20 protein-coding genes and 1 tRNA gene are annotated in these 13,283 nt (G+C 72.6%); 11 read left to right on the top strand and 10 right to left on the bottom strand.

Going from position 1 to position 13,283, the window contains the following annotated elements:
- Positions 1-99 precede the first annotated feature (99 nt).
- Together B4U46_RS29800 and B4U46_RS29795 are read left to right on the top strand one after the other, a co-directional pair.
- A complete protein-coding gene (locus B4U46_RS29800; protein WP_079430723.1) occupies positions 100-840 on the top strand; it encodes a response regulator transcription factor in 741 nt (246 codons plus the stop codon).
- Positions 837-1,955 (top strand): sensor histidine kinase, encoded by a 1,119-nt coding sequence (locus tag B4U46_RS29795; RefSeq protein WP_079430722.1) that lies wholly within the window; start codon positions 837-839, stop codon positions 1,953-1,955. Before B4U46_RS29800 ends, B4U46_RS29795 begins: the two co-directional genes overlap by 4 nt.
- Positions 1,956-2,089: 134 nt before the next feature.
- Here B4U46_RS29795 and B4U46_RS29790 read toward each other — a convergent pair whose 3' ends face one another.
- The gene (locus B4U46_RS29790) at positions 2,090-3,151 is read right to left on the bottom strand and encodes an NAD-dependent epimerase/dehydratase family protein (protein ID WP_079432076.1); all 1,062 of its coding nucleotides are present in this window, start codon (positions 3,149-3,151) and stop codon (positions 2,090-2,092) included.
- 111 nt (positions 3,152-3,262) lie between these two features.
- The gene (locus B4U46_RS29785; protein ID WP_237293166.1) at positions 3,263-3,634 is read right to left on the bottom strand and encodes a MerR family transcriptional regulator; all 372 of its coding nucleotides are present in this window, start codon (positions 3,632-3,634) and stop codon (positions 3,263-3,265) included.
- A 48-nt stretch (positions 3,635-3,682) separates the two neighbouring features.
- On the opposite strand from B4U46_RS29785, the gene B4U46_RS29780 reads away from it, so the two are divergent.
- The gene (locus B4U46_RS29780; RefSeq protein ID WP_079430720.1) at positions 3,683-4,564 is read left to right on the top strand and encodes an SDR family oxidoreductase; all 882 of its coding nucleotides are present in this window, start codon (positions 3,683-3,685) and stop codon (positions 4,562-4,564) included.
- Here B4U46_RS29780 and B4U46_RS29775 read toward each other — a convergent pair.
- The 3 genes from B4U46_RS29775 to rpmB are packed head-to-tail and all read right to left on the bottom strand — an operon-like array spanning position 4,557 to position 5,437.
- Complete coding sequence (locus B4U46_RS29775) at positions 4,557-4,871, bottom strand: response regulator transcription factor (protein WP_079430719.1); 315 nt, start codon at positions 4,869-4,871, stop codon at positions 4,557-4,559. The two genes, B4U46_RS29780 and B4U46_RS29775, sit on opposite strands and share 8 nt — an antisense overlap.
- Before the next feature lie 24 nt (positions 4,872-4,895).
- Positions 4,896-5,201 (bottom strand): 30S ribosomal protein S14, encoded by a 306-nt coding sequence (rpsN, locus tag B4U46_RS29770; RefSeq protein WP_079430718.1) that lies wholly within the window; start codon positions 5,199-5,201, stop codon positions 4,896-4,898.
- A complete protein-coding gene (gene rpmB, locus B4U46_RS29765; RefSeq protein WP_079430717.1) occupies positions 5,201-5,437 on the bottom strand; it encodes a 50S ribosomal protein L28 in 237 nt (78 codons plus the stop codon). The genes rpsN and rpmB overlap by 1 nt, the downstream gene beginning before the upstream one ends.
- 70 nt (positions 5,438-5,507) lie before the next feature.
- Here rpmB and rpmG point away from each other — a divergent pair, with 70 nt between their 5' ends.
- The 4 genes from rpmG to rpsR are packed head-to-tail and all read left to right on the top strand — an operon-like array spanning position 5,508 to position 7,357.
- A complete protein-coding gene (rpmG, locus tag B4U46_RS29760) occupies positions 5,508-5,672 on the top strand; it encodes a 50S ribosomal protein L33 (RefSeq protein WP_079430716.1) in 165 nt (54 codons plus the stop codon).
- A 31-nt stretch (positions 5,673-5,703) separates the two neighbouring features.
- The gene (locus B4U46_RS29755) at positions 5,704-5,952 is read left to right on the top strand and encodes a type B 50S ribosomal protein L31 (protein ID WP_079430715.1); all 249 of its coding nucleotides are present in this window, start codon (positions 5,704-5,706) and stop codon (positions 5,950-5,952) included.
- Complete coding sequence (locus tag B4U46_RS29750) at positions 5,949-7,091, top strand: CobW family GTP-binding protein (protein WP_079430714.1); 1,143 nt, start codon at positions 5,949-5,951, stop codon at positions 7,089-7,091. The genes B4U46_RS29755 and B4U46_RS29750 overlap by 4 nt, the downstream gene beginning before the upstream one ends.
- A gap of 26 nt (positions 7,092-7,117) precedes the next feature.
- Entirely contained in the window at positions 7,118-7,357 is a 240-nt protein-coding gene (gene rpsR / locus B4U46_RS29745) for a 30S ribosomal protein S18 (RefSeq protein ID WP_079430713.1), read from the top strand.
- An 85-nt stretch (positions 7,358-7,442) separates the two neighbouring features.
- Here the strand turns inward: rpsR and B4U46_RS29740 are convergent, their stop codons facing one another.
- Positions 7,443-8,024 carry an RBBP9/YdeN family alpha/beta hydrolase gene (locus B4U46_RS29740; RefSeq protein WP_079430712.1) on the bottom strand — a complete coding sequence of 194 codons (582 nt, stop codon included), beginning with the start codon at positions 8,022-8,024 and terminating at the stop codon, positions 7,443-7,445.
- Positions 8,025-8,100: 76 nt separating this feature from the next.
- On the opposite strand from B4U46_RS29740, the gene B4U46_RS29735 reads away from it, so the two are divergent.
- The gene (locus tag B4U46_RS29735) at positions 8,101-8,709 is read left to right on the top strand and encodes a TetR/AcrR family transcriptional regulator (RefSeq protein WP_237293165.1); all 609 of its coding nucleotides are present in this window, start codon (positions 8,101-8,103) and stop codon (positions 8,707-8,709) included.
- An 80-nt stretch (positions 8,710-8,789) separates the two neighbouring features.
- On the opposite strand, the gene B4U46_RS29730 is transcribed toward B4U46_RS29735, so the two are convergent.
- Together B4U46_RS29730 and B4U46_RS29725 are read right to left on the bottom strand one after the other, a co-directional pair.
- A complete protein-coding gene (locus tag B4U46_RS29730; RefSeq protein WP_079430711.1) occupies positions 8,790-9,770 on the bottom strand; it encodes a zinc-binding dehydrogenase in 981 nt (326 codons plus the stop codon).
- Between the two features lie 84 nt (positions 9,771-9,854).
- Positions 9,855-10,439, bottom strand: coding sequence for a TetR/AcrR family transcriptional regulator (locus B4U46_RS29725; protein ID WP_159402131.1), 585 nt, complete (start codon positions 10,437-10,439; stop codon positions 9,855-9,857).
- 125 nt (positions 10,440-10,564) lie between these two features.
- Here B4U46_RS29725 and B4U46_RS29720 point away from each other — a divergent pair, with 125 nt between their 5' ends.
- Positions 10,565-11,149, top strand: a complete 585-nt coding sequence (locus B4U46_RS29720; protein ID WP_159402130.1) for a hypothetical protein — start codon at positions 10,565-10,567, stop codon at positions 11,147-11,149.
- A 23-nt stretch (positions 11,150-11,172) separates the two neighbouring features.
- Entirely contained in the window at positions 11,173-12,003 is an 831-nt protein-coding gene (locus B4U46_RS29715) for a DUF5995 family protein (RefSeq protein ID WP_079430708.1), read from the top strand.
- A gap of 74 nt (positions 12,004-12,077) precedes the next feature.
- On the opposite strand, the gene B4U46_RS29710 is transcribed toward B4U46_RS29715, so the two are convergent.
- Positions 12,078-12,151 (bottom strand) — tRNA-Pro (locus B4U46_RS29710).
- Positions 12,152-12,261: 110 nt separating this feature from the next.
- Between B4U46_RS29710 and B4U46_RS29705 the strand changes: the two genes are divergently transcribed.
- Positions 12,262-12,741 carry a DUF309 domain-containing protein gene (locus tag B4U46_RS29705; protein WP_079430707.1) on the top strand — a complete coding sequence of 160 codons (480 nt, stop codon included), beginning with the start codon at positions 12,262-12,264 and terminating at the stop codon, positions 12,739-12,741.
- Positions 12,742-12,887: 146 nt separating this feature from the next.
- Here B4U46_RS29705 and B4U46_RS29700 read toward each other — a convergent pair whose 3' ends face one another.
- Positions 12,888-13,283, bottom strand: coding sequence for a VOC family protein (locus tag B4U46_RS29700; protein ID WP_079430706.1), 396 nt, complete (start codon positions 13,281-13,283; stop codon positions 12,888-12,890).

The following is a 13,283-nucleotide window of genomic DNA, read 5'->3' as shown; positions in this document are numbered from 1 at the left end:
GACATACCGGACATCGACTCCTTACGAAACACGGACGTCGGCCCTCCGGGGCCACTCCCCCGCAGACGGCGGCGGCCCGCCGGTGGGAGGCTTGCCGTCATGAGCACGGCCACCAGCACGCCCCCGCCCGCCCCGCCCGCCCGGGTCCTCGTCGTCGACGACGACCCCACGGTCGCGGAGGTCGTCACCGGCTACCTCCGCCGGGCCGGCCACCACGTCCACCACGCCGCCGACGGCGCCGCCGCCCTGGACTCCGCCGCCCGGCACGAACCGGACCTGGTCGTCCTCGACCTCATGCTGCCCGGCATCGACGGGCTGGAGGTGTGCCGGCGGCTGCGCGCCGAGCGCCCCGTCCCGGTGATCATGCTGACGGCCCGCGGCGACGAGGACGACCGGATCGCCGGCCTGGAGCTCGGCGCGGACGACTACGTCACCAAGCCCTTCAGCCCGCGCGAGCTGGTCCTGCGCGTCGAGTCCGTCCTGCGCCGCAGCCGGGCCGCGGCGCCGCCGGCCCCCGGAACGGGGCTGCTGACCGGCGCGGGCATCCGGCTCGACCCGCAGCGGCGCCGGGCCGCCAGGAACGGACGGGAGCTCACGCTCACCCTGCGGGAGTTCGACCTCCTCGCGCACCTGCTCAGCCATCCCGGCCGGGTCCACGGCCGGGAGGAGCTGATGCGGGAGGTGTGGGGCTGGGACTTCGGCGACCTGTCCACCGTCACCGTCCACGTACGCCGCCTGCGCGCCAAGATCGAGGACGACCCCGCCGCCCCCCGGCTCATCCAGACCGTCTGGGGCGTGGGGTACCGGTTCGAGGCGGACGCGGAGGAGGGCACCCGGTGAAGGACGTCCTGCTGATCGCGGCGTTCGCGTTCGGGGGCGCGGCCTGCGCCGGGCTGCTCGGCGCCGTCGCGCTGCGCCTGCTGCGGCACCGGTCCGTCGCCGTGTCCCTGATCGTCGTCGCGGCGGTCGCCGTCACCGCCATGCTCGCCGGGACCCTCGCGGTCGCGCGGGCCATGTTCCTCTCCCCGCACGACCTGAGCGTGGTCACCCTGGTGGTCGCCATGGCCGCCGTCGTCTCCCTGGCCACCGCGCTGCTGCTCGGACGCTGGGTCGTCGCCCGTGGCCGCGACCTCGCCCGCGCGGCCCGCGACTTCGGCGAGGGCGGCAGCTTCGCCGCGCCCCCGGCCCGGGCCACCGCGGAACTGGCCGCCGTCACCCGTGAACTGGCCGCCACCAGTGCCCGGCTCACGGCCTCACGCGAGCGCGAGCGCGCCCTGGAGGCCTCGCGCCGGGAGCTCGTCGCCTGGATCTCCCACGACCTGCGCACCCCGCTCGCCGGGCTGCGGGCCATGGCCGAGGCCCTGGAGGACGGGGTGGCCGCCGAACCCGCCCGCTACCACCGGCAGATCCGCACCGAGGTCGAACGCCTCGACACCATGGTCGGCGACCTCTTCGAGCTCTCCCGCATCCACGCCGGGGCCCTGGAGCTGGCCCCGAGCCGCGTCTCCCTCCGGGACCTGGCGGCCGACGCGCTCCTGGGCGCCGACCCGCTCGCGCGCGAGCGCGGGGTGCGGCTGTGCGGCGAGGACATCGCCCACGTCCCGGTCGAGGTGGACGGCAAGGAGATGACCCGGGTCCTGGCCAACCTCCTCGTCAACGCCATCCGGCACACCCCCGCCGACGGCACCGTGGCCGTACGGGTCGACCGGTACGAGGACACCGCCGTCCTGTCCGTCACCGACGGCTGCGGCGGCATCCCGGAGGAGGACCTGCCGAAGGTCTTCGACACGGGCTGGCGCGGCAACCCGGCCCGCACGCCCCCCGCCGGCGCCGGACTGGGGCTCGCGATCGTACGGGGCATCGTGGAGGCCCACGCCGGCCGGGCACGGGTCCGCAACGTGCGCGGCGGCTGCCGCTTCGAGGTCACCCTGCCCCTCGCCGCCGCCGACGCCTGACCCACACCCCGGGGCCACCCGCACCGGGCACGGGCCACCCGCGCGGGGCACCGACACCGAAGCCGACACCGGCACCCGCCCCGGGGCACCGACGCCCGCACCCGCACCCGCACCCGCACCCGCACCCGCCGGGCCTACCCGACCCGGACCGAGCCCCGCTGCCCCGCCCGGGCGAACTCGGCCATGCCCGCGGCGAACCCCACCTCGGGACGCCAGCCCAGCTCCCGCCGCAGCCGCGACGAGTCCGCCGTGATGTGGCGCACGTCGCCCAGCCGGAACTCCCCCGTCACCACGGGAGCCGGGCCGCCGTGCTCCGCCGCCAGCGCGGCGGCCATCTCCCCCACGGTGTGCGGATCGCCGCTGCCCACGTTGTACGCCGTGTGGCCGCCCTCCGGCAGGCCCTCGAGACCCACCAGGGCGGCCGCGTTCGCCCGGGCCACGTCCCGTACGTGCACGAAGTCCCGCCGCTGCGCACCGTCTTCGAACACCCGCGGCGCCTCGCCCCGGGCCAGCGCGGACCGGAAGAAGGACGCGACACCCGCGTACGGGGTGTCCCGCGGCATGCCCGGCCCGTACACGTTGTGGTACCGCAGCGACACGGCCGTACCACCGGTCGACCGTGCCCAGGCGGCTGCCAGGTGCTCCTGTGCGAGCTTCGTCGTCGCGTACACGTTCCGCGGATCCACCGGCGCGTCCTCGCCCACCAGCCCGGGGACGAGCTCGGCCCCGCAGCCCGGGCAGCGGGGCTCGAACCGGCCCGCCTCCAGATCCGCGACCGCCCGCGGCCCCGGCCGCACCACTCCGTGCTCGGCGCACTCGTACCGCCCCTCCCCGTAGACCACCATGGACCCGGCCTGCACGAACCGCCGCACCCCGGCCTCGGCCATCCCGGCCAGCAGCACCGCCGTCCCCAAGTCGTTGCAGGCGACGTACTCCGGCGCGTCCGCGAAGTCCTTCCCCAGGCCCACCATCGCGGCCTGGTGGCACACGGCGTCCACGCCGCGCAGCACGCGCGCGACCGTCCGGGCGTCCCGGACGTCGCCCCGCACGAATTCGGCGTCCGCCACCTCTGGGGCGTGCGGATGGGCCTTCGGCAACAACGCGTCCAGAACCACGGGCGTGTGTCCCTCGGCTGCCAGGACGGCAACCACGTGTGAGCCGATGAACCCGGCTCCTCCTGTGACGAGTACTCGCATGCCCGGCAGGCTACGGAACCCCACCCGCCGAAGCGCCCTCCCGCACCGCACCGTAAGACTTCCGTCACCCCCCGGCGGCCGGTGGGTCAGCACACCCGACAGGTGGTCAACTCAGGCTTCCCGAACGAACGCCGCACAATCCGAACATTCGTCGAGGTACCGGTGCCGGCACTCGGCGGTGTGCTGCAGGAAGGCGATCGCCTGCTGCCTCCGCTCCACTTCGGCTTCGAGTTCAGCGATCTTCGCCCTCACGACCGCCTGCGCCTGCGACTTCTTCGGCGCCATGGCGGCGGTGACCTCGGGCAGCGAGAGGCCGACGCTCCGCAGCTTCAGGACCGTGCGCGCCTGTTCCACCGCCTTGTCGTCGTACATGCGGTAGCCCTTGCCGTCGCGCGGCACGGCGAGTGCCCCGACGTCTTCCCAGTGCCGCAGCACATGGGCTTCGACTCCCAGTTCCGCGGCCGCTTCTCCGATCGTCTTCACCACTCGCGCCTTGCCTTCATGTCGGCCTGAACCCCTAGCGTCCCGATCATGCCTGATACCCCTCGCCCCACGGGCGCTCCTTTCCGTCCGTCGATCCTGGTCACCGGCGCGGCCGGCAACCTCGGCCGTGAGGTCGTCGACCGCCTCCGCGCACACGGCGCGCCCGTACGAGGCCTCGTGCGCGATCAGACCGGTCCGCACCCCGGAGCCGGGCAGGCGACCGGCGATCTCACGGACGCCGCCGCCGTGCGCGCAGCGCTCGTGGGCATCGACACCGTCTTCCTGATCTGGCCCCTGCTCGATTCGGCACCCGCCCACGACCTGGTCGCGGAACTCGTCGCGGCGGCCCCCCGTGTCGTCTACCTGTCCTCGACGGCCGTGGACGACGAAGCCGCGCGCCAGAGCGACCCCGTCGTTCAGGTGCACGCCGACATGGAAGCGCTGCTCCGCGATGCCGGTCTGCGCCCCCTGGTGCTGCGCAGCGACACACTGGCGTCCAACGCGCGGGGCTGGGCGCAGCAGCTACGGGCGGGCGACGTGGTGTCGGGCCCCGACATGGCTCCCACGGCCGTCGTCGACGAGCGCGACGTCGCCGACGCGGCCGTAGCCGTGCTGCTCGAGCAGCACGGCCAACCGGACGACGGGCCCTACCTGTTGACCGGGCCGGAGGTGCTGAGCCGCACCGACCAGGTCGCCCTCCTGGGTGCCGCGCTCCGGCGCCGTCTGCGCTTCCGGGCGGTCACCACCGACCTCGCACGGTCACAGATGCTCGCAGACGGGCGCCCCGAGCGGCTGGTGGAAGCGCTGATCTCGGCCTCGGTGCACCGGCCGGCGTCACACCGCACCACCGACCACATCGAGCGCCTCACCGGCCGTCCGGCCCGCACCTTCGCGCGGTGGGCCGTCGACCGTGCGGCCGAATTCAGCTGACCGGAGGACCCACGCCGTTTCGCCGGGCGTACCGAGCGGCTTCCGACCGGTACGCCACGCCGAGTTTGCGCAGCACGGCGGCGACGTGGTGCTCTACGGTGCGCCGCGACAGGAACAGCTCGTCGGCGATCTCGGCATTGCAGCCTCGTCCCGGGCCCCGAGGCTGCGGGGACGGCGTCCGGCCGCCCCCGCCATCGGTCCGGGACCCTGACGGGGCCGGGCGGCGGCCGCAGCCACGGCACCGCCCGGCCCGGTACCGGTCCCACCGCGCCCGCCCGCCCGGCTTCGCGCTCGGGTGGGCCCGCACCGCGCCCTTACCCGACTCGCCGGGCTACCAGGAGGACTTGGTGACCCCGGGGAGGAACCCGGCGTGTGCCTGTTCACGCATCCGGACGCGGGAGAGCCCGAACTTGCGGAGGTGGCCCCGGGGGCGGCCGTCGACGGCGTCGCGGTTGCGGACCCGGGTCGCGCTGGCGTCGCGGGGCTGCTTGCGCAGCTCCGCCAGGGCCGCGCGGCGCTCGGCATCCGTCGAGGACGGCCGTCGCAGGACCTCCTTCAACTCGGCGCGCCGGGCCGCGTACCGCTCGACGACCGCCCTGCGCTTCTCGTTCTGCGCGATCTTGCTCTTCTTCGCCATCAGACCCTCCCCCCTCGGGCGCGGATCCGCGCCACGGCAGCCTCGACGCCGATCACGTCGACGGTCTTGATCGCCTTCGCGCTCAGGGTCAGGCGGACGTAGCGGCCCTCTCCGGGCAGCCAGTAGCGCTTGCGCTGGATGTTGGGGTCGAAGCGGCGGGAGGTGCGCCGGTGAGAGTGGGAGATGTTGTTGCCGAATCCCGGCTGGGCGCCGGTCAGTTGGCAGTGGGCGGACATGGCGTGTGGCCTGCCTCTCTCCGAAGGGGAAGGTTATTGGAAACGATTTCCATTCCCGTATAGTAGCGGCATGGCACGCAACGAAGTACGCCCGGTCATCAAGCTCCGCTCCACCGCGGGGACCGGCTTCACCTACGTCACCCGCAAGAACCGCCGCAACGACCCGGACCGCATGGTGCTGCGCAAGTTCGACCCGGTGGTCCGCCGGCACGTCGACTTCCGCGAAGAGCGCTGACCAGGACCCCACAACCGAGAGGCCGCATCCCATGAAGCCTGGAATCCACCCCGCCTACGGCCCCGTCGTCTTCCGCGACAAGGCCGCCGGCTTCGCCTTCCTCACCCGCTCCACGGCGACCAGCGACAAGACCGTCGAGTGGGAGGACGGCACCACCTACCCCGTCATCGACGTCGAGATCTCCTCGCAGAGCCACCCCTTCTACACCGGCACCGCCCGCGTCCTGGACACGGCCGGCCGCGTCGAGCGCTTCGAGCGCCGCTACGGGAGCAAGGCGTGACCCTGCCCGTCGTGATCGTCGGCGGGCTGCACTCCGACGCCCGCAAGGAGGTCGTGGACCGGCTGCTGCACGCCGTGCCGGGCAGCGTCGCCCTCCACCACGACCTGGCCACCGCGCCGACGGGCACGGTGCGGCGCCTGGTACGCGACGCCTCCGGCGAGCTGTCCCGCGGCGAGGCACCCCTGGCCAACGACTGCGCCTGCTGCGCGCTGCGCGAGGACCTGGTCCCCGAGCTGGAACGGCTGGCCGGCAACGGCACGACCCGGCTGGCCGTCGTCGAACTCTGGGATTCCGTCGAACCCAAGGCGATGGCAGAGGTCGTCGTCGCGCACGGCGCCGGGGTACTCGACCTCACGGGCGTGATCACCGCGGTCGACCCCGCACTCGTACTGCCCTACCTCGCCAACGGAGACGACCTGGCAGAGGCGGGCCTCGCCGCGGCCGCCTCCGACCAGCGGACGGTCGCGGACACCTGGGCGCGGCAGCTCGAATACGCCCCCGTACTCGCCCTCGTCGACAGCGAAGAGGCCGATGACGAGGACCGCGCCCTCCTCGCCCAGCTCCACCCGACCGCCCGTCAGGTGCCGGCCGGATCCGGCGAACTCGCCGCGCTGGCCTTCGCCGGTTTCGACCCGGAAACGGCGGCCGCCGCCCAGCACCCGGCCTGCGCCCTGCTGCCGCAGGAGGCCGACGAGGCGGGAGTCACCACCCTCGTCTGGCACCGCCGGCGCCCCTTCCACCCCGAACGGCTCTTCGAGGCCCTGGAAGAGCTGTGCTGCGCCGCCGCCCGCAGTCGCGGCCGCTTCTGGCTCGCCGACCGCCCCGACACGCTGCTGGCCTGGGACGCCGCGGGCGGGGCGCTGTGCGTGGAGAACGCCGGCCCGTGGCTGGCATCCCTGCCGGACGCCGCCTGGGAGCTGGTGCCGCCGATGCGCCGGGCGGCCGCATCGCTCGACTGGCATCCCGAGCACGGCGACTGCTGCCAGCACCTCGTCTTCACCTCACCCGGCCTCGACCGGCACGGGCTCGAACGACTCCTCGAGTCCTGCCTGCTCACCGACGCCGAATACGAGGCGGGCCGGGAGGCATGGAAGAGCCTCCCGGCCGCCTTCGACTCCCTCCTCGACCCCGTCTCCTGACCTTCCGACCACCCCTAGGAGCCCTCATGGCCCGCCGTCAGGCCCCCCACAAGCCGCTGAAGTCCCGCCCCAACCCGCTGGACGCCGCGAAGATCACCTACATCGACTACAAGGACACCGACCTGCTGCGGAAGTTCATCTCCGACCGCGGCAAGATCCGCAGCCGCCGCGTCACCCGCGTCACGGCACAGCAGCAGCGCCGCCTCGCCCAGGCGATCAAGAACGCCCGCGAGATGGCCTTGCTGCCGTACAGCAGCACCCGGTAGTCCCCCGACCCGTTCCGCGCGGAAGCCGGCAGGGGCGGCGTGCGATGCCGCACGCCGCCCCTGCCTGGTCCCCGCCCCGGGCCGGTCAGCCCGCCAGCAGCTCGGTGACCAGCCGGACCGCCTCCGGTACCTCGACGTGGTCGTCCGGGGTGGCACCGAAGTGCGCTCCGGTGGGCGTCACCACCGCGGTCGCGCCGAGGCCGTCGACCAACAGCCTGACGTGCTCGGTCGGGTCCGGCTGGTTGACCGGGTCGTCCATGGCCTGGAGCACCCGGAACTGCAGCGCCGAGCGGCGGATCCGCTCCCAGTCGAACCCTCCTTCGAAGAACTCGGCGAGCTCGTCGTACCCGACCTCGTGCGCGGAGGTCGCCACCAGCAGCACGCCCGCGAACACCCCCTGGGTCTCGGGATCGTGCTGCTCCAGGAAACGCAGCACGTTCACGCCGCCGATGCTGTGCCCGACCAGCACCGTCGACCCGGCCGGGCCGGCGGCCAGGACGGCCTCGCCGTACGCCTTGCGCCAGGGCTCCAGCCGCGGAGCGGTGGTTTCCGGCAGCCGGGGCACGGTGACCCGGTGTCCGCCGGCCGCAAGCCGTTCGGCCAGATACGGGAACCAGACACTGTCGTCGCTCGCGCCGTAGCCGTGCGACACCACGATCTCACCCATGCTCGTTCCACTCCCCCATCAATCAAAACGCTCCGTAGCGTTTTGATTGAGAGTAGCACGCTGCTAACGTGACGGGGTGCCCTCCCCAGAAACCCACAGCCGCCGGACCGGCGGCCGGATCCGCAGCCAGGAGGCCCACGACGCCGTCCTGGCCGCCGCGGTCGAGCTCGTCGAGGAACTCGGCTACCAGGCCGTCACCATCGAACGGATCGCCGCTCGCGCCGACGTCGCCAAGAGCACCGTCTACCGCTGGTGGAAATCGAAGGCCCTCCTCGTCATGGACGCGTACCGGACGGCGGTCGAGCAGCGCATGCCCGAACCCGACACCGGCTCGCTGGCCGACGACCTGACCGCGTTCACCACCGCCCTGTACGGCGTCTGCGCGCACCCGCTGCGGGTCCGGACACTGCGCGGCCTGATGGCGGAGGCACAGCTCGACCCGGCCTTCGCCGAGCCGTTCCGGGAATGGGTGGAGAGCCGCCGCGCCGTCGTGCTGGCCCTCCTCGCCAGGGGCGTGCAGCGCGGCGAACTCCCGTCCACCGCAGACGTGGAGGCCGCCACCGACCGGCTCTTCGGCCTGTTCTGGTACCGCCTGCTGGTAGGCCACCAACCACTCGAACCCGCCCAGGCCGCAGGCCATGTCGACCAACTGGTGCACGGACTCCGTACGCGCGGGGCGGAGTAGGACCAAGTGCCACCCGCGCTGTCGTGTCCGCGCCGGCCGGAGCAGGCGCCCCTCGGCGGGCTGACGGAGGGTCCGGGGATTCAGCCGACGGTGACGACCATCTTCCCGAGGGCTTCTCCGGCCTCCATGGCCCGATGGGCTTCCACGATCTCCTCGAACCGGAAGACCCGCGAGGGACGGGCCCGCAGGACACCGGCCTGGACCTTGGCGTAGATCTCGTCCAGCGGCACGTCGGCGAGCGGGTACGCCGGGGTGCCCAGCACGAAGGCGCTGCCGAAGAAGCTGAGCCGGACCCCGCTGGGGAGGTCGGCGACCGGGTCGAAGTCGTGTACGGGATCGAAGCCGCCCAGGAAGCCGAGCTGGCAGACCCGGCCGCGCGGCCGGACCAGGGCGAGCGAGTCACGCAGGACGCTGTTGCCGACGACGTCGAACACCGCGTCGACGCCGGCCCCGCGCTCCGCGACCTGGGCGGCGAGCGCTCCGTCGTCGACGAGTACGCCGGCGGCCCCGAGCTCCTTCAGCAGGGGCGCCCGCAGCGGGTCCCGGGTCGTGGCGAGAACGGTCGCGCCGCGGTCGACCGCCAGGTTGACCGCGGCCTGGCCCAGCGAGGAGGTCGCTCCCCTCACCAGGACGGTCTCGCCCGGCCGCAGGTCGAGGTTGCCGAACAGGCCGCTCCACGCCGTCGCGTACACCTCGGGAACCGCCGCGAGACCGGCCCAGTCCAGCGTCGAGCGGACGGCCACCACGTTGGTCGCCGGCACGGTCACCAGCTCCGCGTAGCTCCCGTTGCGGGTCCTGCCCATGCCGCCGAGGATCGCCACGACCCGGGTACCGGCGGCGAGTTCACCTGACGGGTCGGCCTCCACCACCCCGGCGCACTCGATCCCGGGGACGGCCGCGACCTTCCCCCAGGCACCGCTGCGCATGTACGCCTCGGCGTGGTTGAGGCCGAACGCCTTGACCCGGATCAGCACTTCGCCGTCGGCGGGCACGGGGTCGGGCAGCTCGGTGAGGGTGAGGACCTCGGGGCCGCCGTGGGCGGAGATGACTATGGCCTTCATGTCCCGGCTCCATTCTTGAGCACTCATTCAACTATTGGTGCGAGGAAAAGGGCCACCGCGAACGGTGGCCCGTAGCCCTCGCCGTCAGGCGAGAGCGGCGAAGGCGTTGTCGACGATCGCGCGCAGGAGCGTCTCGTCGGGGTTCGCCTTCCCGACGACCATGAGCCCCTGACAGGCGGCCACCAGCAGCTTGGCGCTGCCGGCGCAGTCCAGGGAGGCGCGGACCTGCCCCCTGCGGGCCGCGTTCTCCAGCGCGTGCGTCATGCACCGCTCGAGCCGCGCCAGGTGGCCGCGGACGACGGCCGCCGCTTCGTCGTCCTCGGCCGCGTTCTCGATGGCCGTGTTGACGAGCAGGCAGCCCTGCCGGCCCTCGGGGCTGAGCAGATCGCTCACCAGTCCGTCGAAGTAGCCGCGGACCTCGCCCACCGAGGCGCCCGGGGCCTCCAGTTCGCCCAGCTTCTGCGGGACGACCAGCTTCGAGTAGCGCTCCAGCGACTTCAGGAACAGCGCACGCTTGCCGCCGGGGAACGCGCTGTAGAGGCTGCCGGGCTTGACGCCGGTCGCCTTCACCAGCTCCTCGACGGACACCGCCCGGTAGCCGCGCTCCCAGAACCGCAGCATGGCCACGTTCAGAACGGCGTCGGGCTCGAACTCTCGCGGTCTGGGCATGACAAGAAGATACATGAATGACCATTCAAGAACAACGCCGCCACCGACGAAGCCGAGGTCCCGTCGGATCTCAGCCTTCCGGACCCTGAGGGTCATTTACAGGGCGTGATGCTACGCTACTCACCGTGACAATGGAGCCCGAGGGCATCCCTCGACACCGCACGACCGCGCCCAGCCGCGTCTACTACTTCGACATCGGGACCGGCACCTGGCACGGAAAGGCCACCTTCCGCGTCACCTCCTGGCGTCGCCTCATGCGCAGCCGCATCGGATGGACGAACAAGCTGCTCGCGACCGCCATGCACACCCTCGAGCGGGTCGCCGGTGCGCTACGGCAGAGTTCGACGATCGTGGCGAAGCCGGACGAGGGCGAGTTCGGCCAGGCCGACAACGTGGTCAGGATGACCAAGTTCGGCGTGACCCTGTACCTCTTGGAAGAGCAGTACGTGCTGGACGGCAACGGGACCGGAGTCACTGTCCGCGCGCACGAGAGGCTCGGCCCCGTGCCGGGCCTGCTCACGCGGACCTTCACCTACTCTGCGGAGATCCGCGACGAAGGCATGGCCGCGACCTACCACATGCCGTTGCTCGAAACCCTTTGGACGGCGGACTACCAGGTCTCACCCGACCGCCAGAGCCTCTTCGCGGAATTGGTGTGCGACTGGGGCAGGGCGACCGAGGAAACCCGCCGCGTCAGCGCGCCGGCTTAGCGGGCGGCAGGAACACACTCCCGATGACCGCCGAGTCCATGCTCCCCGCCGAAAAGGTCACCCGGGTCGCCGGATTGCTTGCCGAGCGGGTCAGGCAGTACGACACCACACACGATCGCCGGGCCGCGTTCGCCTACACCTACTACCGCCTCACCACGACGCTCGCCACAGCCCTGGATACGGGCACCCCCGCGTTCACCGACCCGCCGTGGGTCGCCGAGCTGTGCGAGACGCTCGCGTCGGCCTACTTCGCCGCGATGGACGGCATCGACACCTGGCTGGCAGGACGGCCCGGCGGCTCCGCGGACGAAGTCCGGCCCGGTGATCTGCCGGACCTCGTCCCCCCACCATGGCGGGACGCCTTCGCCGCTTCGAGCGTCCGGCGCTCGTACACCCTGGAAGACGTGCTCTTTTCCATGATGGCGCACATCTCGTACGACCTGCCGGGGGCCTTGCGTCGCATGGCGACGTCCACGGGCGACCGCAGCCACATCGCGGACTTCCACCGCATGAACGACGTGCTGGGGTCCTGTATCGACAGGGTCCAGGACGACCTTTCGTCCAGGTACATCTACGGGCTCAGGTCTTTGGACAGGCTGTTCACCCGGAGTGACGAACTGTTGACCAATTACGGGATCCGGGTCGCACGGGGCTTGGCCTGGTTCAACTGCGACAGGCTCCTGGACCCGGATGCGACCGAGGAAGCGTCGCGGTCGATCGGCAGGAGCACCGGCGCCCTCATCTCCGAAATCCGCTCCCCCGGAGACTGGAAGCTGCGCGCCGGCTTGTGGATCCTGCGCAGGCTGATTCCCGAACGTCGGCACTGGCCCGCGGCGAGTACGCCCCTCGCGTAGAAAGCCGAAGCCCGTAACGATCTCGAGGCCGTACCGGATGCTCCGATACGGCCTCTGACCTGCGTATTCGCAAGTCGGGACGACAGGATTTGAACCTGCGACCCCTTGACCCCCAGTCAAGTGCGCTACCAAGCTGCGCCACGTCCCGTTGCCCCTGCGACCTGGGGTTTCCCCCTCGTGCGCCGGGCACATGCAGAACATTACCGCACGCCGAGGGGTGCGTGTGCACGGGTGATCGGGGCACGGGAGGATGGGGCGGTGGACGGTCGGGAGCGGGATCGGGACGGTGCGGGGCGGGCGCGGAGTGCGCGGCCGCGGGACGGGTTGGGGCGGCCGCTGCCCTACGGGGCCGCCGGGGTGGCGCGGCAGCCCGAGGGGGTCGTGCGGGCGCCCGGGGAGACGGTCTCGGAGGCGCAGCGGCTGCTGGATGCCGGGATGCCGTTCCACGCGCACGAGGTGTTCGAGGACGCCTGGAAGTCCGGGCCGACGGGGGACGCCGCCCTGTGGCGGGGGCTGGCGCAGCTCGCCGTGGGGCTGACGCACGCCGCGCGGGGGAACGCCGTCGGCGGGGCGCGGCTGCTGCGGCGCGGGGCGGCTTCGCTCGGCGGGGTGGAGCGGGCGTACGGGATGGACCTGCCGGGGCTGGTCCGGTGGGCCGGGGAGCTGGCCCACCGGGTGGAGGCCGGGGCCGTGGTGGACGCGGCGCGGGAGGCGCCGAGGCTAAGGGCTGTCCCGTAATCCCCGGCGGGCGCACGACGCCGGCTACGGCACCTCGCTGCGTTGTCGGGACGCCCGAATACGCCCAGTATGCGGGCGCCCCTCCGCCTTGCGATGCACCGCATCTGACGCCGTGCGCTGATCCACCGGGGATTACGGGACAGCCCTTAGGCGGAGGCGGGCTGTAGCAGGTCCCAGCGGTTTCCGTAGAGGTCTTCGAAGACGGCGACGGAGCCGTACGGCTCGTGGCGCGGCTCCTCCAGGAAGCGGACGCCCTGCGCGGTCATGCGGGCGTGGTCGGCGGCGAAGTCGGTGGTGTGGAGGAAGAAGCCGACCCGGCCGCCCGTCTGGTCGCCGATGCGGGAGCGCTGGGCGTCGTCCTTGGCACGGGCCAGCAGCAGGGCGGCCTCCTTGGCGCCGGGCGGGCGGACGACGACCCAGCGGGAACCGTCCGGGCGGGGGGTGTCCTCGGCGAGTTCGAAGCCGAGGGCGCGGGTGTAGAAGTCGATGGCCTCGTCGTAGTCGCGGACCACGAGGGCGGTGAGGGCGATGTGGGATGGCAT

This window comes from Streptomyces katrae (assembly GCF_002028425.1).
Lineage (GTDB): Bacteria > Actinomycetota > Actinomycetes > Streptomycetales > Streptomycetaceae > Streptomyces > Streptomyces katrae_A.
This window is presented reverse-complemented; position numbering and strand designations above follow the sequence as displayed.